The sequence below is a fragment of the Marinitoga arctica genome (genome assembly GCF_054657315.1).
Window position 1 is genome coordinate 1 of sequence record NZ_BAAHYY010000036.1, and the last position, 21,844, is coordinate 21,844.

The 21,844-nt window shown below is 25.8% G+C and carries 20 protein-coding genes and 3 tRNA genes; 11 read left to right on the plus strand and 12 right to left on the minus strand.

What is annotated here, in order from left to right; genetic code table 11:
• Positions 1 to 362: 362 nt before the first annotated feature.
• The 4 genes from ACYQ44_RS09010 to ACYQ44_RS09025 are packed head-to-tail and all read left to right on the plus strand — an operon-like array spanning position 363 to position 3,798.
• Complete coding sequence (locus ACYQ44_RS09010) at positions 363 to 1,076, plus strand: hypothetical protein (protein ID WP_459996695.1); 714 nt, start codon at positions 363 to 365, stop codon at positions 1,074 to 1,076.
• A 39-nt stretch (positions 1,077 to 1,115) separates the two neighbouring features.
• Positions 1,116 to 2,405 carry a hypothetical protein gene (locus ACYQ44_RS09015; protein ID WP_459996697.1) on the plus strand — a complete coding sequence of 430 codons (1,290 nt, stop codon included), beginning with the start codon at positions 1,116 to 1,118 and terminating at the stop codon, positions 2,403 to 2,405.
• A gap of 15 nt (positions 2,406 to 2,420) precedes the next feature.
• Complete coding sequence (locus ACYQ44_RS09020; protein WP_459996699.1) at positions 2,421 to 2,819, plus strand: hypothetical protein; 399 nt, start codon at positions 2,421 to 2,423, stop codon at positions 2,817 to 2,819.
• A 55-nt stretch (positions 2,820 to 2,874) separates the two neighbouring features.
• Entirely contained in the window at positions 2,875 to 3,798 is a 924-nt protein-coding gene (locus ACYQ44_RS09025; RefSeq protein ID WP_459996701.1) for a hypothetical protein, read from the plus strand.
• A 359-nt stretch (positions 3,799 to 4,157) separates the two neighbouring features.
• Here the strand turns inward: ACYQ44_RS09025 and ACYQ44_RS09030 are convergent, their stop codons facing one another.
• Together ACYQ44_RS09030 and ACYQ44_RS09035 are read right to left on the minus strand one after the other, a co-directional pair.
• Complete coding sequence (locus tag ACYQ44_RS09030; RefSeq protein WP_459996703.1) at positions 4,158 to 5,498, minus strand: FAD-dependent oxidoreductase; 1,341 nt, start codon at positions 5,496 to 5,498, stop codon at positions 4,158 to 4,160.
• A gap of 154 nt (positions 5,499 to 5,652) precedes the next feature.
• Positions 5,653 to 6,864, minus strand: coding sequence for an MFS transporter (locus ACYQ44_RS09035; RefSeq protein WP_459996705.1), 1,212 nt, complete (start codon positions 6,862 to 6,864; stop codon positions 5,653 to 5,655).
• 357 nt (positions 6,865 to 7,221) lie between these two features.
• Between ACYQ44_RS09035 and ACYQ44_RS09040 the strand changes: the two genes are divergently transcribed.
• Positions 7,222 to 7,701 (plus strand): metallophosphoesterase, encoded by a 480-nt coding sequence (locus tag ACYQ44_RS09040; RefSeq protein ID WP_459996707.1) that lies wholly within the window; start codon positions 7,222 to 7,224, stop codon positions 7,699 to 7,701.
• A 91-nt stretch (positions 7,702 to 7,792) separates the two neighbouring features.
• Here ACYQ44_RS09040 and ACYQ44_RS09045 read toward each other — a convergent pair.
• From ACYQ44_RS09045 to ACYQ44_RS09060, 4 genes are all read right to left on the minus strand, one after another.
• A tRNA-Gly gene (locus ACYQ44_RS09045) sits at positions 7,793 to 7,867 on the minus strand.
• Between the two features lie 12 nt (positions 7,868 to 7,879).
• A tRNA-Leu gene (locus ACYQ44_RS09050) sits at positions 7,880 to 7,965 on the minus strand.
• A 21-nt stretch (positions 7,966 to 7,986) separates the two neighbouring features.
• Positions 7,987 to 8,062: transfer RNA gene (locus ACYQ44_RS09055), tRNA-Lys, on the minus strand.
• A 139-nt stretch (positions 8,063 to 8,201) separates the two neighbouring features.
• Positions 8,202 to 8,966, minus strand: coding sequence for a hypothetical protein (locus ACYQ44_RS09060; RefSeq protein ID WP_459996709.1), 765 nt, complete (start codon positions 8,964 to 8,966; stop codon positions 8,202 to 8,204).
• A 168-nt stretch (positions 8,967 to 9,134) separates the two neighbouring features.
• On the opposite strand from ACYQ44_RS09060, the gene ACYQ44_RS09065 reads away from it, so the two are divergent.
• The 5 genes from ACYQ44_RS09065 to ACYQ44_RS09085 all read left to right on the plus strand — a co-directional run bounded on the left by ACYQ44_RS09065 (position 9,135) and on the right by ACYQ44_RS09085 (position 13,161).
• Positions 9,135 to 9,770 carry a TetR/AcrR family transcriptional regulator gene (locus ACYQ44_RS09065; protein WP_459996710.1) on the plus strand — a complete coding sequence of 212 codons (636 nt, stop codon included), beginning with the start codon at positions 9,135 to 9,137 and terminating at the stop codon, positions 9,768 to 9,770.
• Entirely contained in the window at positions 9,757 to 10,617 is an 861-nt protein-coding gene (locus ACYQ44_RS09070; RefSeq protein WP_459996712.1) for an ABC transporter ATP-binding protein, read from the plus strand. Before ACYQ44_RS09065 ends, ACYQ44_RS09070 begins: the two co-directional genes overlap by 14 nt.
• An 11-nt stretch (positions 10,618 to 10,628) precedes the next feature.
• Entirely contained in the window at positions 10,629 to 11,429 is an 801-nt protein-coding gene (locus tag ACYQ44_RS09075) for a DUF2705 family protein (protein ID WP_459996714.1), read from the plus strand.
• A gap of 11 nt (positions 11,430 to 11,440) precedes the next feature.
• A complete protein-coding gene (locus tag ACYQ44_RS09080; RefSeq protein ID WP_459996717.1) occupies positions 11,441 to 12,235 on the plus strand; it encodes an ABC transporter permease in 795 nt (264 codons plus the stop codon).
• Between the two features lie 71 nt (positions 12,236 to 12,306).
• Entirely contained in the window at positions 12,307 to 13,161 is an 855-nt protein-coding gene (locus ACYQ44_RS09085) for a hypothetical protein (RefSeq protein WP_459996719.1), read from the plus strand.
• A gap of 23 nt (positions 13,162 to 13,184) precedes the next feature.
• Here the strand turns inward: ACYQ44_RS09085 and ACYQ44_RS09090 are convergent, their stop codons facing one another.
• The 6 genes from ACYQ44_RS09090 to ackA form a co-directional block, all read right to left on the minus strand.
• Positions 13,185 to 15,938 (minus strand): FtsX-like permease family protein, encoded by a 2,754-nt coding sequence (locus tag ACYQ44_RS09090; RefSeq protein ID WP_459996721.1) that lies wholly within the window; start codon positions 15,936 to 15,938, stop codon positions 13,185 to 13,187.
• A gap of 5 nt (positions 15,939 to 15,943) precedes the next feature.
• Complete coding sequence (locus ACYQ44_RS09095) at positions 15,944 to 16,624, minus strand: ABC transporter ATP-binding protein (RefSeq protein ID WP_459996723.1); 681 nt, start codon at positions 16,622 to 16,624, stop codon at positions 15,944 to 15,946.
• Between the two features lie 246 nt (positions 16,625 to 16,870).
• On the minus strand, positions 16,871 to 17,407 hold the full coding sequence (locus ACYQ44_RS09100; RefSeq protein WP_459996724.1) for a transposase: 537 nt from the start codon (positions 17,405 to 17,407) through the stop codon (positions 16,871 to 16,873).
• Between the two features lie 289 nt (positions 17,408 to 17,696).
• Entirely contained in the window at positions 17,697 to 17,834 is a 138-nt protein-coding gene (locus tag ACYQ44_RS09105) for a hypothetical protein (RefSeq protein ID WP_459996726.1), read from the minus strand.
• Positions 17,835 to 17,875: 41 nt separating this feature from the next.
• On the minus strand, positions 17,876 to 18,304 hold the full coding sequence (locus ACYQ44_RS09110) for an IS110 family transposase (RefSeq protein WP_459996727.1): 429 nt from the start codon (positions 18,302 to 18,304) through the stop codon (positions 17,876 to 17,878).
• Between the two features lie 615 nt (positions 18,305 to 18,919).
• Entirely contained in the window at positions 18,920 to 20,140 is a 1,221-nt protein-coding gene (gene ackA, locus ACYQ44_RS09115) for an acetate kinase (RefSeq protein WP_459996730.1), read from the minus strand.
• A gap of 329 nt (positions 20,141 to 20,469) precedes the next feature.
• Here ackA and ACYQ44_RS09120 point away from each other — a divergent pair, with 329 nt between their 5' ends.
• Complete coding sequence (locus ACYQ44_RS09120; RefSeq protein ID WP_459996736.1) at positions 20,470 to 21,750, plus strand: Glu/Leu/Phe/Val family dehydrogenase; 1,281 nt, start codon at positions 20,470 to 20,472, stop codon at positions 21,748 to 21,750.
• The last annotated feature ends 94 nt before the right edge of the window (positions 21,751 to 21,844 follow it).

Here is a 21,844-nt window from a genome sequence, read left to right on the forward strand (position 1 = left end):
TTTAGCATTACTAATATAGTTATATTACAAAAAATTAACCATATTATTATATCTTTGGTGAATTAATCATGTAAATTTTTCTAATTTTAGAAATATAAAATTCATGGCAAATTTACCATGATTTTGTTTACTTTTTTTTTTTTTTTTTGATAAAATGATAAGTAAATTATCAATATATAAAACTTAAGGTGAAAGAATGAAAAAGATTTTTACCTCATCTATGATTTTATTAACAATATTTCTGATTATTCCAAATATGGAATAAAGATATATTATTTAATATTTATAATAACAATAATAATATTAGTCAACAATAGCGCACTATTGAAAAAACAAAGAAAAAAATGATGGGAGGATGGAGAATGAAAAAGGTAGTGGTATATGTCATTTTGTTGATGATGTTTGTTAATATGATTCCAGTAAATATTTTTGCAGATTTAAAAGTTGTTAATGTAAAAGTTTTAACTGATGATGAAATGGAAAACATTATTGGTGCTGGTAGTAATAATGGTGGAGGTAATAGTGGAGGTAGTTCCACAAGAACTGAAAAACAAATTATTGTTAAGGAAATAACTTACAAAAAATATTTTAACTACATTGAAAAGGGAAAACGAATATCTGATTGGCAAGCTGGAGGAACAATAGGCGGAAATATCAGTGTTACTAAAAATTATTCTATAACTCTTCATGGCAGTCTTTCTGTTGGGGCAGAAACTTCTGTTGTTAATTTTATAAAAAATAATCTCTCTGTAAATACAGGTAAAAGTGCATCAGCATCATTTTCAACCTCGCATTCTCTTTATGTAAAACCATATTTATTAGGTGCGATTTTTGTATTGCATCATTTTAAAAATGAAGAAGGTGAAGTACACATTAGATATTATTGTAAAAAATATGAAAATAATCAAGTTGTTCGAACGTGGAAGGAAGATAGATATAAAACATATAATGCATATGAACCTATTAAAGCATTTTTAAAAGTCTTATATGAACCGGATCCAACTTCATCAATACATCCAAAAATAGAATCCCATGAAGATGCCAGAATATCAGTATGGCAAGAACCATGGAAATGAGATTATTAGAAATCATTTTTTAGAAAGGATGGTAAGAAAATGAAAAAATATATAATCCTATACTTTTTTTTAGTTGCTATGATAGTAATTATATTTCCCCATGAATTAAAATATTATTTTAGAGAAATAAAACCATTAAATTTAAAACCAATATATACAATAGCAACAGACAAAAAATATAAATTTGATGATGGCTCAGACATTTCAGAAGAAGAGATTATTACTATACCACAAGAAATAATAAATGAATATTTTCCATTAACTTCTATGTATTGGGTTGTTAGTGAAGATGGTAATAATATATATATTTTTAAAGGAGTAGTTGTATCACAGGGAATGCCCGTTGATTATTTAGATTTAAAAGAAGATAAAGCCTTTGTTTATGTTATCAATCTAAAAACTAAAAAAGTAAAAAAAATACAAATAAAAAAATTTGCACCACCACCATTTGCAGAAGGACTTGCTGTTAGAGATATAAAAGAAAAAAATGGGAAAATATACTTTTTTACAAACAGTGGAATAAGCGTATTTAATAAAGATTTTAAAATGATAGATTTTTATATTTTTGAAGATATTGCAAACCTTATTTCAAAGAAAACAAAAGAAGATTATTATAATAAAAATATTTCTTTAGTTGGATATAGCCACGGAAAGGAAATGATGATAGATAAAAATGGAAATATTCATATAATTAGTAATGTATATGAATATATAAATTCAAAACAAATTCATAGTGTTATATATCGAAAATATACTTCATTAAATAAAAAAGAAAAATACTTTGGATATACAATATATGGAATAAAAAAAGAAAATGAAATAAAGCAGGAATTATCTGAAACAAGTAAAATGGAATCATTTTTATTAGAAGATAAAGAAATACCTTATTTACTAATATTTGAAGAAAATATTAATAATCAAGAATATAATCTTTATAAAAGAATAAATAGACTTGCTTTATGGAAGATTACAGAAGATGGAATAACTGAAAGAAATAAAATTATTGATACAAGATATTCTTTTAGATATGAACAAATTACACATGCAGCAGAATTAATAGAAAATAGTTTATATTTATTAACAACTAACCCAAAAATGGGATACACAAATACAGGAAATTTGTGTTTTATAAAAAAATACGAAATTAAAGATATAGGTTTAGTTGAAAAAAATGCAAAAATATTTTTGAATTTTGGGGATAAAGAACCTATTCAACCATACAAATTTATACCTACAGATATAAAAATAAAAAAAATAAACAATATACTATATTATTATGTATATGATGAATTTTATAAAAGATTTGTAATATTTAAAGAAATAAAATAGCAGGAGAGTAAACTGATGAAAGGAGTAATTGATGAGAAAGGAAATATTTATGCTATAGCAGAGGATCAAAAACCATCAGTAAACTATAAAAAACCATATTTTTTAAAAGTAAACATCTTTTCTGAAAAATTAGAATATTTTTCAGAAATCAAGGAAAAAATAGATACCATGAATCTTGAAATGATGGTAAATGATAAAAATATATATTGTAAGACACCTGATGGAATATATGTTTATGATAAAAAAGGAAAACTAATAAACAAAATGACGTATGATTATAATAAGAAAAATTCATTAAGAGGATTACTTAAAGAGAACTTTAATAACATATTCTCGCCAATCGTATCAGAACCACATACTTGTTCGGTTTTACTCAATTTTACATCATATGTTATTTTTTCAGGCAATTTTTGAGTTTTCATTTGTTCAACTTTTTGGACAGACAAAAATTAATGAAAGGAGAAATTAAATGAAAAAGAAAATTGTATTAGTATTTATTGTACTTATGATATTTATTTTAGTACTTGCTGATTATAACATTTTAATTCCTGATGCAAATAACTTTGTTAAAACAATAAAAATGGAAAATTATAAATTAAAATATTTATATTTAAAGGAATTTGAGGATTATTTGAACATTGATAATATAAAAATTGGCAAAGATGGTATTATTTTATCCTTTGATAATACAGGAAAAAGAAAATTTTATATTGCAAACTTAAATAATTTAAATAAATGGAAAGTTTTTGAAATTGAAGATTTACCAATACCATCTTATATATCCAACTTTCCATTTACAATAAATAATGATTCAATTATTGTTTTTTATAATAATTATGAAAACAAGGAGAAAATAGAGTTAAAAATTTTCAATTACATAATACCAGATAAAAAATTAAATTTAATAAAAACATATTTAAACCTTTCATCTCCAAATTTGTATAATACAAGTCTCAGTAACAATTTTTTAGTATATGTTCTGGAAAATAAAAATACCAGTAATGTTGAACTTCATATTTTAGATATAAACAGTCAAAAAGATACTTTGATAAAAAATGTGATTGGCAGTCCTAAATTAGATGTAAATACAAAAGGGAATGTGATTTTTACAGAAGGTAAATACATTGAGTATTATAACCGCAAAGATAAAACGATAAAAGAAATAGAGTTTGACAAATTATATCCAGAAATAATAATGGATGAACCATATTTCGTAACTTTTTTGAACGAAAAGGATATAGCAATATATAGTAATGAAAAATTAGTGATATTTGATATTGAAAAGTGGAATATAAAGGATGTTATATATGATATACCAGAAAATATTATTGGATTAACTGGCTTGAATGATGGGAGTATTTTAGTAAATATTTATGGTTATAAAGGAGAATAATGCGTTGAAAAAAGTCTCCTTTTTGATAATGATTTTTTAATCTTCCCTAAAAATATGCAAACACTTAAATAATTAAGACTGTATTCTCTAAAAAGTCAAATTCACTCAGACAGCTTGATTGCTAATCCTTAAAATCATTCATTCTCAGCCGTTGCTCAAACAATACATCGTGTATTGTTTCGCTCAAAATTACATCCATGTAATTTTGACGGCTTACATTCATAATTTTAAGGGCAATCTTCAAGTCTTCATTTCATTTTAGACTTTTTAGAGAATACACCTTAAAATAATTTGCACATTTTTATTTGTGAACTAAAAAACTGCCAGAAAAACTGGCAGTTTTAATTTATAATATTTAATTACATTTGAGCTAATGCTTGCTCAGCAGCAACTGCAAGAGGATAAACAGTAGGAGCGGCTGTTAACAATGGGTGTGTTCCAATTTGCATTGTGAGAAGGTCTTTTACATTTACTTCTTTTTGTATAGCTAAACTAATAATATTTATTATTTCTCCAACACTTTTTCCCCCTACAATTTGTGCTCCTAATAATAAACCACATTCTTTTGAGAATATTAATTTCATTGTGATTTTGGAAGCATCGGCAAATTTGCCAGGATGTCTATCAACGACCTCTGCTTTTCCAACTACAATATCAAAACCTTCTGCTTTGGCAACAGCTTCAGTTATTCCAGCTGCTGCAAAAGCTTTACTTCCGATCATAGTTGAATATGCATTTAATGATCCTTTGTTTGTTCTCAATAATTTCAATTTATATAAATTTGAAGCTGCAATTCTTGCATCAAAAACTGCTGCTGAAGCTAACATTAATCTTGAAGGTTTTCCAGTGAAATAATCCTTATGTTGTACACAGTCTCCAGCAGCATATACGTCTTTTATTGATGTTCTCATATAATCATCTGTTTCTATATACCCCCATTCTGATATTTTTATTCCTAATTTTTTTGCTAATTCTGTATTAGGCTTATAACCAGTTGCTAAAATTACAATATCAGCAGGGAGTTCTTCACCATTTTCTAAAACAACTTTTTCAACTTTTCCATTTCCTAAAATTTCTTTAACTTTTGTATTTACAAGTACTTTAACATTGTCACTTTCAATTTCTTTTTTTGCTATTTCGCCAAAATCGCTATCAAAGGATGCTGGTAATAAATTTTCTCTTGCTTCAATTAATGTAACATTTTTTCCTGATTTTTTTATTTCATCAGCTACTTCAACTCCAATAAATCCACCACCTATAATAACAACATTTTCAGCATTTTTAATTTTTTCGTGAACATCATTTAAATATTTGTAATTTTTTGGAATAGTCATTACGTTTTCTAAATCATGTCCAGGAATAGGTATAACAAAAGGAGTGGAACCAGTTGCTATAACAAGTTTATCATATTCAAACTCTTTTCCATTTTTTGTTTTTATTTTTTTCTCCGTAGTGTTACCTTCTATAACTTCATCAATTAATAAGTCAATATTATTTGCTTTAAATTTTTCTTCTATTCCCATATAATCTTTTTCAACGCCACCTAATGTGTGAAAGATGTAAGGAATACCACAAGGAACTAATTCTTTATCTAATTTCTTTACAACTAAGATGCTTTTATCTTTGTATAACTTTCTAGATGTCATAGCAGCTATTAAACCAGCAGCACTTCCACCAATTACAATAATATCATATTTCATGATAAACACCTCCTATTAAAGTTATTAAATTCACATAATATATAAATAAAATTACATCAATAAAATTATACCATATGTTTTACATATATCTATAAAATATATATGTAAAACATATTAACAAAATATTAAAATAAAATTAGAAAATTAGAATTTTCTAATTTTCTAATTTTATTTTGTTCAAAAATATTATACTCGATAAAATCATTGTGCTTACAAAAGGTAAAACTATTATAAAACCCAGTTGCTTAATTATTGCACCTATAAGTAAAGGTAATAAAGCAGTTACTATATTTAATGCTCCAGAGATTCCAACATATAAGGCTCTGTTTTCATTATTGCTTATTTCAATTAACAATCCTTCAAAACTTATTTGTCTTGCACTTAATGTAAAACCTGATATTAAAAAAATAATTGAATATATTAAAGGGGTGGTTTTACTTAAAGTTAAAGCTAAAAAGGGTAGTAAGGATCCCATTAATACACAATAAAAAAGGACATGCTTATATCCGCTTTTATGTAATTTATTTCCCCAGAAAAAACTTGACAAAACAATACCTATCATTTGTAGAAGTAAAAAATTTCCAACCATTTTTGAGGCTTCTGGAAATGAATTTTTAGCTAAAAGAATATAAAAAGGAATTATAATCAATCCAAAACCAGTAAGATTACTGAATACTACATAATTTAATAGATTTTTATCATGAGATAATATACTAGGTATGTTTTTTATTATATTCATAAATGAAGGGAATTTTTTTTGAATAGTAATTTCCTTTTCTTTTATTGCCCAAAACCCTAAAGAAGCTATAAATAAAGAAAATGAAGCTATTAAGAACATTATTGAATAATTATTTGGATAATCGAATTTGTTTAAAATATATTTAGCTAAAAATGCGCTTAATAGGGCAAAGGAGCTTCTTGACATTTGCCTATAACTCATGAATTTCTTTTGTAAATCCTTTGGTATGGATTTTCCTAATAAATCTGTATAACTAACACCTGCAAAAACTCCACTGAATGAAAAAATAGATATAATTATAATAATTAAAGCCAACAATAATTCATTTGAAATTGGTGAAAATAAAATTATACCAATTGATAATAGTGATAAAATTCTAAGATATATACCTGTTAATAAATAGGGTTTTTTTCGTTTTTTTGAAACTAGAAAGCTGGCAAATAATAATTGGGCTAATAATGGAACTCCAACGGTTATAGCAGTAACAATACCGAGTACTATTTCTCCCCCACCGGCTTTTAAAATTAAAGATGGGATTATTGTATTTATTTCAATAAATGAGCTAGCTATAGCTAAAAATATAGCATGCCAAATAAAAGCATAGAAATTTCTTTTTATATTTTCCATTTTTTGCCTCCGATTATTAGTTTTGCTAATTTTATAGTAATTATATCATAGATTTTTTTAATTTTTATAAAATATCATATAAAATACCATGTCCAAAAAGTATAATCACTCAAACCTTAATTGCTAATCTTCAAAAATATCATACTTTAGCCGGTCGTATCAGACTCACATCCATGTTCGGCTTCACTCAAATTTGCATCCATGCAAAATTGCCTGACATCATATGATGTTTTTTTAGGCAATTTGCGAATTTTCGTTTGTCTTACTTTTTGAACATTTTAATATAAATTACAATTGTAGACAAATATTGTAAAATAATATATAATGATAATATAATGTGTAAAAGGAGGGGAATTTATGTGGTTGGTTTTGTCAGATACACATGATAATATGTTTAAAATGAAGGAGATTGAAAAAATTATCGAAAGAGAAAATATTACAGCAGTTTTTCATTGTGGCGATTTTGTAGCTCCATTTGTTTTGCCATATATAATAAAAAAAGGTATAGATTTTTATGGTGTCTTTGGTAATAATGATGGTGAAAGATTATTATTGAGTGAAAAGTCTAATAAGAGAATTTTAGTTGGTCCAAGAAGCATTGAAATAGAAAATTATAAAATTTTTATGATGCATGAGCCTTATGCTTTAAATGCTGCTGAGAAAAGTGGTTTATATGATTTTATATTTTTTGGTCATACACATGAAATAATTCATAGAAAAAATGATAATGGTACAGTTGTAGTTAATCCTGGTGAAGCATCAGGATGGCTTACAGGTAGAGCATCTATTGCTTTGATTGATCCAGTAGATAAAGAAGTAAATATAATGGAAATATGATTAATAAATAAACAAATAAGTGTATTATCAGATATTTAAAGAATAGAAAATAAAAATAGATAAAAAAAACTCCCTTGAATAGGGAGTTTTATGGAGCGGAAAACGGGATTCGAACCCGCGACCCCCTGCTTGGCAAGCAGGTGCTCTACCACTGAGCTATTTCCGCTTACATACTTTTTGGTGCGCGAGGTGGGACTTGAACCCACACGGGTAAATCCCACTGGATTCTAAGTCCAGCGCGTCTGCCAATTCCGCCACTCGCGCGATGGCAGTGATATAAAAAACTGGTGACCCGCCTGGGACTCGAACCCAGGGCCCCTTGATTAAAAGTCAAGTGCTCTACCGCCTGAGCTAGCGGGTCACGCTCAATCCGTGTATTATTATATATTATTTTTTTTCATTTGTCAAGTTAAGAAAAGACTTTTTTATTTAAGATAATCAAAACTTTCTTTTTCAATATATTTAATCTAAAGAAAAACAATGAAAATAGTAATTTATTATTATTTATTATACATTAATATGATTCCTGCACCAAATAAGCTTAAATCAAAGAGAAACTCTAAAATTTTTAAATTTTCTTTATCTTCAATGATTTTTGAATCTGAGTATGATTTTTGTAATACCTTTTTACCGAAATTATTAGATATTTCCATAGTAATTACATAATTTAAATATCGTTTTTTTGAATATGAAATACCGTAATTTTTTAATGTTGTTATTTGGCTTAAATTATGTATATATATATCAACAATATAATTTGTTTTTTCAGAAATGGAGGAATTTAAATTAATATTTTTGTCATTAATTAAACGTTCTTCTATCAAAGATTTTAACAGTCTTGAATCTATATATTTATTTTTTACATCATCAGATATAGGATTAGTTAAGAAGAAAAAATCCGCTGCTAAAGGCATCATCATAGAAAAGTATAAGACATTAGAATTCAGATTCTTAAATAAGTCAAAAACTGAAACTGCAAAAAATGCGAAGGCTGTTGAGGAATATTTAATAAAAGGAATAGAGTTTTTTGCAATATTTAGTGTATTAAATCCATCATATTCATTTTTATAGTCGCTCAAATATTTATTAGGGAATATTTTTTCATAAATTCTTATAACGACATCTCCTTTAACAGTGTCTTTAATATCTTTTGATATAATAGAAGCTATTTTTGAATATTCATAATAAGTTTGAATATTTTCATCACCATTGGAAAATAAAATTAAAGAAAATAAAAGTATAAAAATTATAAAAATTTTTTTCATAAAATCCCCCTTTGATTTTACATTTTGTTATAACAAAATTATATCATAATAATTTCTTTTTTATTATATAGAAGAGTATAAGATGGTTAAGCATTTTCTTTATCTTTATAAAGAAGTATAATATGACCAAGAGGTCATATGACCTTTGAGTCATAAGGAGGGGATTAAATGCCTAAACAAACATTTTTTAATCTACCAGAGGAAAAACGCAAGAGAATTATAGATGCAGCGATAAAAGAGTTTAGTATTTATTCTTTTTCAAAATCAAGTGTAAATAGAATAGTAAAAAATTCTGGAATTGCTAAAGGAAGTTTTTATCAATATTTTGAAGATAAAAAAGATTTATATAAATATATTATAAATTTAATAGCAAATGTAAAAATGCAATATTTGAATGATGTTGCAATTAATTCAAATGATTCAGATTTTTTTTCTTTGATGAGAAGAATGGTAGATGCATCTATGAAAATGATTCGAGATTATCCTGACTTTGCACAAATTGGATATAAATTTTTGTATGAAAGTCAAGAATTTATTGAAGATATAATAGGAGATTTGGATAAAAAAGGTGAAAATTTTATGGAAATGCTTATAGAACGTTCAAAAGAAAAGAATGAGATTTATGAAAACCTTGATACGTCTTTTTTATCTTTTTTAATTTCAAAAATGAATTATTTTATTCTTGAATATATTAAGAAATTTGATTTAAATGATATTTCATGGGAAGAAATGGCAAAAATTTCGAATCAGATTATTTTTATACTTGAAAATGGAATAAGGAGGGGTAATGATGATAAAAATTAAAAATTTAAAAAAGTATTATGGTAAACATAGGGGAATAGAAGATGTTAGTTTTGAAATTAAGGAAGGAGAAATTTTTGGTTTAATAGGGCCAAATGGTGCAGGGAAAACAACAACAATAAGAATTCTAACAGGTTTTCTTAAACCAGATAACGGAGAAGCAATAATAGATGGGAAGAAAATGCCATATGAAATTGATTTTGTGAAAGAAAATATAGGGTATATACCTGGAGAAGTAAATTTTTATGGTGATATGAAAATATTAGAATTTTTGGAATTTAACAGATCATTTTATAAGAATATAGATAAAGAATATGAAAAGGAAATAATTGACTTATTAGAAATTGAAGTTAATAAGAAATTCAAAGCATTATCTCTCGGAAATAAGAAAAAAATAGCAATTTTACAAGCATTAGTACATAAACCCAAATATTTAATTTTAGATGAACCAACAAATGGGTTAGATCCTTTGGTTCAACAAAAATTTTATGATTTAATAAAAAGACACAAGAAAATGGGTGCTGTTATTTTATTTTCGTCACATATTCTATCAGAAGTAGAAAAGTTATGTGATACTTTTGCTATGATAAAGGAAGGCACTGTAGTAAAGGCGGGAACAATTGATGGATTAAGAGATATTTCAAAAAAAATTATAAATATTTATGATTTAAAATTTATTGATGATTTGAAAAAATATAATTATTTTAATTCAAAAAATAACATATATACCTTCGATATTAAAAATATAGAATTAAAATCTTTTTTAAAAGATTTAGTTAAAACAGAATTTTCAGATATAGAAATAAAGAACCCTGCTTTAGAGGATATATTTTTGGAATTATATAAATAGGGGGGATTGATATGAACTTAATAAAAAAAGAGTTTAAATTTAATTTTAGAAATCTTTTAATATGGATAATAGTTATAACTTTATTTAATTTGATGTTTATTAGTCTTTCTGACTTAATATCTGATGAAAATGCTCCATATATGAGTTTTATAAAAAAAATACCCAAGGCATTTTTAAATGTATTTAATATGGATCCAGAAACATTAGTAAGAGCAGAAGGACTTTTAGGTACGGAAGGCATGACTTTTATGTTTATATTTTTTGGATTATATGCTTCTATGTTAGCTAGTAAAATATTTGCTGGAGAATATGATAATAAAACAATTGAATATTTATTAATTAAGCCATATTCAAGGAATAGGATTTTTTTTAATAAAATTGTGGTTGTGTTGACTAATATAATTATATTATTTTTAGTATTTTTGGGAACAGAATTTTGGTTTTTTAATCAATTTGTGAAAAAAGATTTTAGTAATAATATACTTATCGCTTTTGCATTATACCTTTATGTTGTTGAAATTTTTTTTGCATCTATAGCTACTTTTATATCATTATTAATTAAAACACGAAAATTAACAAATTCTATTTCTTTAAGTTTATTATTTTTTATGTATTTTGGATATTCAATTACTGAAGGAGTTAAAAATACTGAATTATTAAGAAGGATTAGCATCTTTTTTTATATTCCAATTAAAGAAACATTAAAAAATGAAAGTGTATATTATATTAATTCATTAATAATAATTTTTATTTCTGTAGTTATTTTTTATGTTTCTCAAAAAATTTTTGAGAAACAAGACGTAATGGTTTAGGAGGTGCTAGTATGTTATTAAAAAAAGAATTAAAGTTTAATTATAAACCTTTTTTGATTTGGTTAATTGTATTGTTGTTTTTTTCTGCAATGATAGCGCCGTTTGTCGATGTAATAATGGAAGATGCAGCTTCTCTTCAAGAGTTTATTAAGTCATTACCAAAATTTATGTTGAAATTTTTCAATATTAATGAAAATTTTATTAATCCAGAAGGATTTTTTAGTGCTAAAGTTATGATAATGGCAGAGATTTTTGCAGCAATATTTTCTGTAATTTTAGCATCTAATTTGTTTGTTGGAGAATTTGAGTCAAAAACTATAGAATATATACTTACAAAACCATATTCTAGAAGAAAAATTTTTATGTATAAAATATTTACACTATTTATTTATTACACATTATTTGCAGTTATTTTTTGTATTGCAGTTTTGGGGTTATTTAGTATATATGTCAATTATGATTACAATTCCAATATTTTAGCAGGATTTGCATTGTATTTATACGTTATTGAATTATTTTTTGGGGCTTTAACAATTTTATTTTCTGTTATATTTCAAAAATCATTTACGACAATTTCTACTACTATGGGAATTTTTTTGATAATGTATGTTGGTGATATGTTGGGAAATGTTGATGAAAAATATGAATGGATTAGAAATTTGACATTATTTAAATATATTTCACTTGGTGAAACAGTAAAAAATGCTAAAATATATGTATGGAATTCAATTGTTATAATTTTTTTAGGGATTATAATAGCTGTAATAGCAGAAAAAATTTTTGAAAAGGAAGATATTTTAATTTAAGCGGTATATGCTGCTTATTTTTATGATATAATAATAATATATTAATAAATATTAAAAATGGAGGTGGTATAATGAAAAAAATAATAATATTTTTAATTGTGTTAATAAGTACAATGATTTTTGCGGTAAAATCAGATATTTCTCCACAACATGAGCAAGGTTTTTTTGTAAATTTTGAAAGCGTCGGATATTCATTTTCAAGTGTAGAAATCTCTTCAGCGCCACTACTTGATATACTAGGAATATATAATGTTGGATTGAGATATTATATTTCAGAAGATATGTTATTTAATATTAATGCGCGCATCATTGATCCATTTGTAGTACCATCGTATTTTGGTGAACCTAGACCAGAAGATGGTTATATTTATATCTATTATTTAGATGCATATAATCACAATAATTTTAATTTTGGTAATTTTTCTTTAAAAACACATATTCAGCCATATATTTTGGGATTATCTATGAGTGTTGATAATGATGAAGAAAAGTTTAATTTGGGTTTGAATGCAATAACAATTAGAGGATTTTCTCAATTAGGTTATTATATGACAGATAATTTAGAGTTTTTTGGAGGATTAGAGGCAGGATATTTGCTTTCTATTAATGTGAATCCTGATCCAAATGACCCTGAATTTAATGATTTTGTAAAAAAATCAAAAGAAGAATCTTTATATTCTATTGCGCGTGGTGGAATAAGATATTATTCAGGAGATATTTTTGGTGTAGAGCTTGGATATAGATTTACTTTAATAGATAGCCCATTGAAGTTTATTCAAGGGTATAATACAGCAGATTATATATATAATTCTTTTAGAATGACATCAATTTTTTCTGATATATCAAATGAAGATGATCCATTTCAAAATATAAATATACCATTTATAACAACAGATTATTATTTATCTTTTACTGTAAAATTCTAAAAAAGGGGCGTTGTGCCCCTTTTTTAGTCTAAAGATCTCATAGCTTCATTAGGTGAAAGTTTTGAAGCGGTTTTTGCTGGTAAATATATAAACACAACAGAAATCAAATAAAATATTAAAGACATTAAAGCTAAGTTCCAGTAAGGTATTTTAAAAACAGCTCCACTATCAGCAAATAATTTTTGGAAAATTAGATAGCTTGTAAATGTTCCTGAAGATAGTCCGATAAATATTCCTAATAATATTACTATAGTTGATTCTATAAAAAATGATAAAAATATCATATTTTTTGTAAAACCGATAGCTTTTAACATACCAATTATCCTTCTTCTTTCATTTACTGCTTTCATCATTGTTATAGCTATACCGATTATTCCAACAATTAATCCAAAATATAGAAATGAATTAAATATACTAACCATTCCTTGTGAAGCTTTTAGTCCTAAATTGAGTAAATCATCTGCGAAAATATAAAATTGATTTTTCTTTTTAAGATAATCTATAATTTGATTTTTATATTCTGGATAAATTGAGAAAAAGTATCCATGAACAGCATTTTTTAAATATTTATCTACATCGGGATTATTTATGCTTAAAACAGGCCCCATGGCTAGAGATTCGCTGATTTTAGAAGTAACAGCAATTATTTTATAAGTAATTGATCCGGCAATAGTATCAGCTTGATTTGGATTAAACGATTGATTTGGAATATATGCTGTATATGTTCCTCCTAATTTAAAGTCATATCCATATTTTGGATCAGTTAATCTTTCAGGTATTATAGCATAATTTGGATTATTATAGGCTTTTAACCATATTTCTTTATCAGAAAGATTTTTAAATTCATCAATAACATTTTCAATTTTTATTTTATTTTTTTCAAAAAATTCTTTTGAACCAAAAACAGCTCCATAATCTTCTCCTTTTTTGTTTTTTGTTTTTAAAAAATAAAATTCACCTACGCTTTTAATACCCTCTAATTTTTTTAATTCATCCTTTGTTATTTTTATGGGGAATATATTTGTGGGCATTTCAACAACAACTCCATCAAATCCTGCAAATAACGAATCTCTAGAACTTTTTAATTGTTCTTGTTGAATATAAGGTAAAATGGTTAAAATTACTATAATAAATATAACCATTCCATATAGTGTAATAATACCTCCAGTTCGTTTTCTGTTCCTCATAGGATATGAAAAAGCAATTTTTAATATAGGTACGAATTTGCCTTTTAATTTTATTATATTTAATAAAAAAATCTCTATAAATTTTAAATTAAAAGTTATCAACATAATTATAGAAATTAGAATTAATAGACTTTTAATACCGAGTGTTATAAAACTATCTATTTTTAAGAATAAAGCGATTATAAAAATAATTATAGAAAATAAATTTTCAATATAATAAATGTATTTATCAAAGAATGTTTTCTTTTTCTCTTCTTCTAATTCTTTTATAGCATTTACTATATTTAATTTACCTATTGAATAAGAATACCAAAAAGTTATAGTAAGTGGTAGTAATAATCCAATAGAAATACCAATTAATATGGAATTTAAAGATATATAAAATGAATCTATTAATGGAATTTCACCAAGTATATCTTCAAAAGAAGATAACGATTCAAATAGAGAAATAACTTTTGAAAATGTAAATCTTGCAATTATCAGACCAGTTCCAATTCCAAAAGGAATGGAAAACAAAGTATAAAAAATACTTTCATAAAAAATCACATTTCTAATATCTTTTCTTTTAAACCCTATAGCTCTTAAAACACCTAATTCTCTTTTTCTTTCATTTACCAACATAGAATACATATTTATAATTAAAATACCACCAGAAATTATTGAAAATAAACTTAATGATAGGAAAATATAGGATACTCCACCTCTATCTACAGCTTCTATTTGATTTTCTTTTACAGGAATAAATTCACCTTCAATATTCATATTATCGTATATATTTTTTATTTTATTCGTTAATTTTGTTCCTTTTATATAATCACCTTTATTTGACATTAATATTTGATAATAATGATTCTTAGGTATTTTAACTATATTTCTTCCAGCGTCTAATGTAATAAATACTGTACCAACACCATTGTTTGCATCAAGCCCTCTATAATTTAAAATACCTTTGGACTCAATTATTTTTATAACTTTAAATCTTTTTGGAAAAATTAAATTAATGGGAGCAGCGCCTGTTACTATTTCGATTTCATCACCAATATTAATGTTTAATTTATCAGCTAATCTTTTGGTGATTATAGCCTCGTTATTTTTTAATTTTAAAAACTCTTTAGGCAAAATAATTTTATTTTCACCAAAATTGGATACTAAATTGTAATCCATTCCAACAACACTTGCTTGAGAAAGTTCTGAAATTTTTAAACCCTTAATGTTTCCTTTTTTTGTTACAGGGTAAAGCTTAAAAAATATTGGTAATACTCCATCAATTAAATCCTTTTCTTCTAATTGTTTGATAAATGGTTGGATTTTATTATAATCTATACTTACTTTTGAATTAATAACTTCATCAATTTCTCCAAAGTATAAATCAACACTTTTATATATATAATTTTTAAAAGAATCATTCATTCCTAAAGAACCAATTATAAAAGCGGTTCCTATCATTGAACCTAATATCATAAGAAAAGATTCTCTTTTTATTCTAAATATATTCCTAAAAGAGATTTTTAAAACATGAGAATGAAAAGAAGCCTTTATAAAAAAATATGTTAAAAAAATTAATGCAATAAATAAAATTATCCAGGTCATAAAAATCACTCCAATCTATCATTTTCAAACAAAAGGCCGCTATCCATTCTTAAAATTCTTTGTGTATATTCTGTTATTCTAGGATCATGAGTAACAATCACAAATGTTTGATTATTTTTTTCATTTAAATCTTTTATTAAATTCATAATAGTCATTCCTGTTTTGGTATCTAAAGCACCAGTTGGTTCATCAGCCCAAACTATTTTTGGTTTTGTTACAAGAGCTCTGGCAATAGCAACTCTTTGGGCTTCACCACCACTTAACATATTTGGGAAATTTTTCATTCGATCTTTTAACCCTACTTCAATTAACATTTTTTCGGCCTCTTCTCGAGCTTTTTTTTCATTATATCCTAATATTAATAGGGGCAATTCTACGTTTTCAACAGCATTTAAAACAGGAATTAAATTAAAAAATTGGAATATAAATCCCATATTTTTTGCTCTAAAAGTTGTTAATTCATCATCTTTTAATGTTGTAATATCAACATTATTAATAATCACTTTTCCTTCAGTAGGTTTATCAATGCCAGATAAACAATTTAAAAGTGTTGATTTTCCAGAGCCTGATGGTCCTAATATTGAAACCATTTCACTATCTTTAATTTCTAAATTTATACCTTTTAGAGCAGGTACTTCAATACCTTCGTTTTTATAAATCTTCTTCAAATTAATAGTTTTTATCATCGTTTCACCTCCAGAGATTTAAACGTTAAAGAAATATTTATTTATCATTATAATTATACACCAGAATATATGATAAGGGTGTATTCTCTAAAAAGACAAGATATAAAATATAAAAATTTTAATAAATTATTTTTTGAAATTTTGTAAAAAATCCACCCTTCTTACAGCAAACAATGCTGCAATAATTCAAATTAAACTATTTGTTTTTTGTAAATTAATTTAGGTTTTGTATGTTATTAAAAGTAATTATGCTGTTTTAAATTTTAAATATTCTGGATTAAATTCGGTATTATTTTTCCATAATGTATATACCAATTCAGCTAATTTTCTTGTTATTGCTGTTTGGGCAACTTTTTTTGCTTTCCCTCTTTTAATTAAAGCATTGTATTTTTCTTTATATTCTGGTATGTATTTTAAAACTCTTATGGTCCATAATGAAAATATATGTCTTAAATGGCTATTTCCTTTTTTTGATATTTTTTTATTTTTTCTGTATTTTCCTGATTGGGAAATTGTTGGATCAAGCCCTATATATGAGACAAAATGTTTTTTACTTTCAAAACGAGATATATTTCCTATTTCTGATATAATTGTAAGTGGAGTTACTAATTCACCTGAGCCTGGAATAGAAATTATTGCTTTATACGCTTGATAATATGAATTTTCTTTATCTATTTTCTCTTTATTTATGTTATCTCCATGATTATAATTATTTTCATTATTATCATCATATTTGTTATTATTACTGTTATTGTCATCAAAATACTCATTTTGAATATTCATACTAAAATTACTAAAAATTTCATTTGAAACTCTTTGTATTTCATCTTCGAGTATTTTTATTTGTTCTATATGGTTTTTAATTAATTCTATTTTCGATTTAATTAATATAGCAGAAGAATCATGTTTTATACCAATTGAATGGGTTAAATCATTAATTACATTTAATGCCTTTTCTTTGTCCCAGAAGCATCGCTTCGCGAAAAATCATTTTAATTATAATATTTGATTTAGATTGATATTTTAAAAATAATAGTAAATTTCCTAATATCAATGTATAAAAGATTATATTTTATACATTTGCTGAAGCAAGAAAATTTGTAACTTTTCTTTTATGCTTTAATATGGATTTCAATGTTGGATACCGCGATAATAATTTCAACAAAACAGGAGAATCCATTTCTGAGAAATAATTTAATAATTCTGGCATATATTTAATCATGCTGCGCAAGCAGAATGATAAGGTGTTTTTTATAAATGTGTTTTTAAAGATACAAGGCTTTTAGCAATATTTTTTCTAGCTCTGAGTAAATTTCTCAATTCTAAAATTAAGTCATCAGGCTCAGATGATTTAATGGCATATTTTCTAAGTATGTAAATAGCTTTAGCGATATTTTTAGAATCAATTTTATCAGTTTTTGAATGATTAAATGACCTCATGAAATTTTTAAGTGAATATGGATGTAATATTAAAACACTAATACCTTTTTCATTTAAAAACTGTTTTAATGTTAAATGATAAGTTCCTGTAGATTCCATAGCAATTATATATTCATCATTAATGTTTTTAATAACATCTAAAAATTCATTAAATCCATCATATGATTGTTTAAACTTTTTACCATCAAAAACAGCAACATCAAATTTAGTTGATGAAATATCAATCCCAACAGCAATCATACAGAGCACCTCCTTCTGACATATGACCGTGCTTTGTGCAAGCTTTTCAACGCTTAATTCTCTAAACCATGCTAAAAGGAGATGATAACTACACCCTACAAGCTTTAAGCTTAGTCAAAGTCTCTATCTTTCTCCATATGATTTAATATTTTCAAAATGGTTTTTCTATGAAATATTTTATATCAATATTTTTTCTAAATCAATATTAGAATTATCAATGCTATACAATACAACAAAAACTAAATCAAACCATACTAATAATTATTATATCTAAATATTTATTTATATATTATAATTTTCTATTTTAATTATACACGGTCAAAAAAGTCTAAAATGAAATGAAGACTCGAAGATAGCCCTTAAAATTATGAATGTAAGCCGTCAAAATTACATGGATGTAATTTTGAGCGAAACAATACACGATGTATTGTTTGAGCGACGGCTAAGAATGAATGATTTTAAGGTTTAGCAATCAAGCTGTCTGAGTGAATTTGACTTTTTAGACAATCTTTATATGATTATTTTAAAAAAACAAAAAACTTTATAAATATATATAATAAAATAAAAAAGAGAAGACAGGAGTCTTCTCTTAAAAAGTATTAATAGTTATTATTATCATAATTTTAATTCATCTAAACCTTTTTCAATTATTTCTTTTGTATCTCTTGCAATCATTAATTCTTCGTTTGTAGGAATAACCATAGCAGCAACTTTTGAATCAGAAGTAGAAATGATTTTTTCCTCACCCCTAATATTATTAGCCTCTTTATCAATAGTTATACCTAAATATCCAAGATAATTTTCAATAATTTCTTCTCTCATAATAGGTGAATTTTCTCCAACACCAGCAGTAAATACAATTGCATCAACACCATTCATTGCTGCAGCATATGCGCCTATATATTTAGCAATTCTATATTCATATATATCAAAAGCTAATCTACATACAGGATCTCCTTCAATAGCATTATCTTCAATATCTCTCATATCGCTACTGAATCCTTTTGTTAGTCCTAAAACCCCACTTTTTTTATTTAAAATATTTACAACTTCCTTAGCTGATAAACCTTCTTCTTTTTCTAAAAATTCAACTATTGCTGGATCTATATCTCCACTTCTTGTTCCCATAACTAATCCTTCTAAAGGAGTGAATCCCATTGATGTATCTACGGAAATTCCATTTTTAACAGCAGCAACAGATGCACCATTTCCAACATGAACAGTAATTATTTTTAATTCTTCATATGGTTTTCCTAAAATTTCAGCAGCTCTTTTAGAAACATATCTATGACTTGTGCCGTGGAATCCGTATCTTCTGATTTTATATTTTTCATAATATTCATAAGGTATAGCATATAAATAAGCTTTTGAAGGCATTTTTTGATGAAATGCTGTATCAAATACTCCTACTTGTGGTACCCCAGGTAATAATTTCATAGCAGATTTAATTCCCATTATATTTGCAGGATTGTGTAAAGGAGCTAGGAAAGATAATGCCTCAATTGTTTTTAATACTTCATCAGTTATTTTTACTGATGAAGCAAATCTTTCTCCACCATGAACAACTCTATGACCTACAGCATTTATTTCATTTAAATCCTTTAAAACACCGTATTTTTCATCTGTTAATAAATCTAAAACAAGTTTTAAACCAACTTCATGATTTGGAATATCGTGTTCTAAAATATGTTTTTCCCCATTTACTTTATGAACAATTCTCGAACCATCAATTCCAATCCTTTCAACTAATCCTTTTGATAATACTTTTTCATCTACCATATTCAATAACTGATATTTTATAGAAGAGCTACCAGAGTTAATAACAAGTACCTTCATTTTTATTCCTCCTTTTGGAATTTTATCATTTCCATTATATCAAATAAATTTTTAAAAAACAAAACAAGATATTTTTGTTTATATTAAGTCATGACTAATAAACAAATGATTTCTTTAATTTTTATTGTTTTATTTGTTAAGAAAGAAAAAAACAGCAAGAAAAAAATTTCGTGAAAAAAATTTCATATTATATAATCAAGTGAGATTTTGATACTTAATTTAAAATAAATATCCTTATATGTCTTAAAACTACTGACAGCAGGTTTGTTTTATTTTGTAAAAAATTTTAAAATTAAACTGAAGTTATTTTATTTGAGGAGGGTGCTGGCATGAGCTTATTCGAAAATGCATTGAAACAATTTAATAAAGCATGTAAAGTAATGGATTTAGATCCAAATTTACAAGCAGTACTTTCAAAACCAAAGAGAGAGTTAACAGTTAATTTTCCTGTAAAAATGGATGATGGTTCTATAAGAGTATTTACTGGCCACAGAGTACAACATAATATTGCTAGAGGACCTGCAAAAGGTGGAATTAGATATCACCAAGATGTGACTTTAGATGAAGTAAGGGCGTTGGCTTTTTGGATGACATGGAAATCAGCAGTAGTTGATATCCCATATGGTGGAGGTAAAGGTGGAGTAACTGTTAATCCAAAAGAATTATCAGATGGAGAATTAGAAAGATTATCAAGAAGATTTTTCTCTGAAATTCAAGTTATTATTGGAGAAAATAAGGATATTCCTGCTCCAGATGTAAATACAAATCCACAAATAATGGCATGGTATATGGATACATACTCAATGAATGTTGGTCATTCTGTTCTCGGTATTGTAACAGGCAAACCATTAGATATAGGTGGATCTAAAGGTAGAACAGAAGCAACTGGTAGAGGAGTAAGAGTATGTGTTGAAGAGGCAACAGAATATTTAAGAGACAAGGGTGTATTTTCAAAGTCAAATGATAAATTAACAGTAGCTATTCACGGTTTTGGTAATGTTGGTTCATATGCAGCATTATTAACAGCAGAAGAATTAGGAATGAAAGTAGTTGCATTCTCAGATAGTTCAACAGGTGTATATAAAGAAGATGGATTTACACCAGATGAAATCAGAGATATTATGGATTATATCTCAGCAAGAAAAGCAAGATTAGCAGATTATGATGGCGAAGTTCAATTTAAGAAAATAACAAATGAAGAGTTATTTGAATTAGATGTAGATATATTAATTCCTGCAGCTATTGAAAATGTTATCACAGAAAAAAATGCAGATAATGTAAAAGCAAAATTAATAGTTGAGGGTGCTAATGGTCCTATTACACCAGAAGCAGATGAAATATTAAATTCAAAAGGTATTTTAGTTGTTCCAGACTTCCTTGCAAATTCAGGTGGAGTTACAGTATCATATTTTGAATGGGTACAAGGGTTACAACATTACTTCTGGGAATTAGAAGATGTAAGAAATGCATTACACAGAAAAATGAAAGATGCATTCTGGTCAACAATTAAAACAATGGAAAAATATAACACAGACATGAGATCAGCAGCTTATATCATTGCTATTGAAAGAGTTGCAACAGCAACAAGATTAAGAGGAATTTATCCATGATCAATTGATTATAATCAAGGGTATACCTTCACGGTATACCCTTTTTTTGTTATAATATAATAAATAAAACTGTATTCTCTAAAAAGTTAAATTC

Coding starts and splice junctions, on each gene's coding strand:
- ACYQ44_RS09010 (WP_459996695.1), top strand. CDS start 363: ATGAAAAAGGTAGTGGTATATGTCATTTTGTTGATGATGTTTGTTAAT.
- ACYQ44_RS09015 (WP_459996697.1), top strand. CDS start 1,116: ATGAAAAAATATATAATCCTATACTTTTTTTTAGTTGCTATGATAGTA.
- ACYQ44_RS09020 (WP_459996699.1), top strand. CDS start 2,421: ATGAAAGGAGTAATTGATGAGAAAGGAAATATTTATGCTATAGCAGAG.
- ACYQ44_RS09025 (WP_459996701.1), top strand. CDS start 2,875: ATGAAAAAGAAAATTGTATTAGTATTTATTGTACTTATGATATTTATT.
- ACYQ44_RS09030 (WP_459996703.1), bottom strand. CDS start 5,498: ATGAAATATGATATTATTGTAATTGGTGGAAGTGCTGCTGGTTTAATA.
- ACYQ44_RS09035 (WP_459996705.1), bottom strand. CDS start 6,864: ATGGAAAATATAAAAAGAAATTTCTATGCTTTTATTTGGCATGCTATA.
- ACYQ44_RS09040 (WP_459996707.1), top strand. CDS start 7,222: ATGTGGTTGGTTTTGTCAGATACACATGATAATATGTTTAAAATGAAG.
- ACYQ44_RS09060 (WP_459996709.1), bottom strand. CDS start 8,966: ATGAAAAAAATTTTTATAATTTTTATACTTTTATTTTCTTTAATTTTA.
- ACYQ44_RS09065 (WP_459996710.1), top strand. CDS start 9,135: ATGCCTAAACAAACATTTTTTAATCTACCAGAGGAAAAACGCAAGAGA.
- ACYQ44_RS09070 (WP_459996712.1), top strand. CDS start 9,757: ATGATAAAAATTAAAAATTTAAAAAAGTATTATGGTAAACATAGGGGA.
- ACYQ44_RS09075 (WP_459996714.1), top strand. CDS start 10,629: ATGAACTTAATAAAAAAAGAGTTTAAATTTAATTTTAGAAATCTTTTA.
- ACYQ44_RS09080 (WP_459996717.1), top strand. CDS start 11,441: ATGTTATTAAAAAAAGAATTAAAGTTTAATTATAAACCTTTTTTGATT.
- ACYQ44_RS09085 (WP_459996719.1), top strand. CDS start 12,307: ATGAAAAAAATAATAATATTTTTAATTGTGTTAATAAGTACAATGATT.
- ACYQ44_RS09090 (WP_459996721.1), bottom strand. CDS start 15,938: ATGACCTGGATAATTTTATTTATTGCATTAATTTTTTTAACATATTTT.
- ACYQ44_RS09095 (WP_459996723.1), bottom strand. CDS start 16,624: ATGATAAAAACTATTAATTTGAAGAAGATTTATAAAAACGAAGGTATT.
- ACYQ44_RS09100 (WP_459996724.1), bottom strand. CDS start 17,407: ATGAATATTCAAAATGAGTATTTTGATGACAATAACAGTAATAATAAC.
- ACYQ44_RS09105 (WP_459996726.1), bottom strand. CDS start 17,834: ATGCCAGAATTATTAAATTATTTCTCAGAAATGGATTCTCCTGTTTTG.
- ACYQ44_RS09110 (WP_459996727.1), bottom strand. CDS start 18,304: ATGATTGCTGTTGGGATTGATATTTCATCAACTAAATTTGATGTTGCT.
- ackA (WP_459996730.1), bottom strand. CDS start 20,140: ATGAAGGTACTTGTTATTAACTCTGGTAGCTCTTCTATAAAATATCAG.
- ACYQ44_RS09120 (WP_459996736.1), top strand. CDS start 20,470: ATGAGCTTATTCGAAAATGCATTGAAACAATTTAATAAAGCATGTAAA.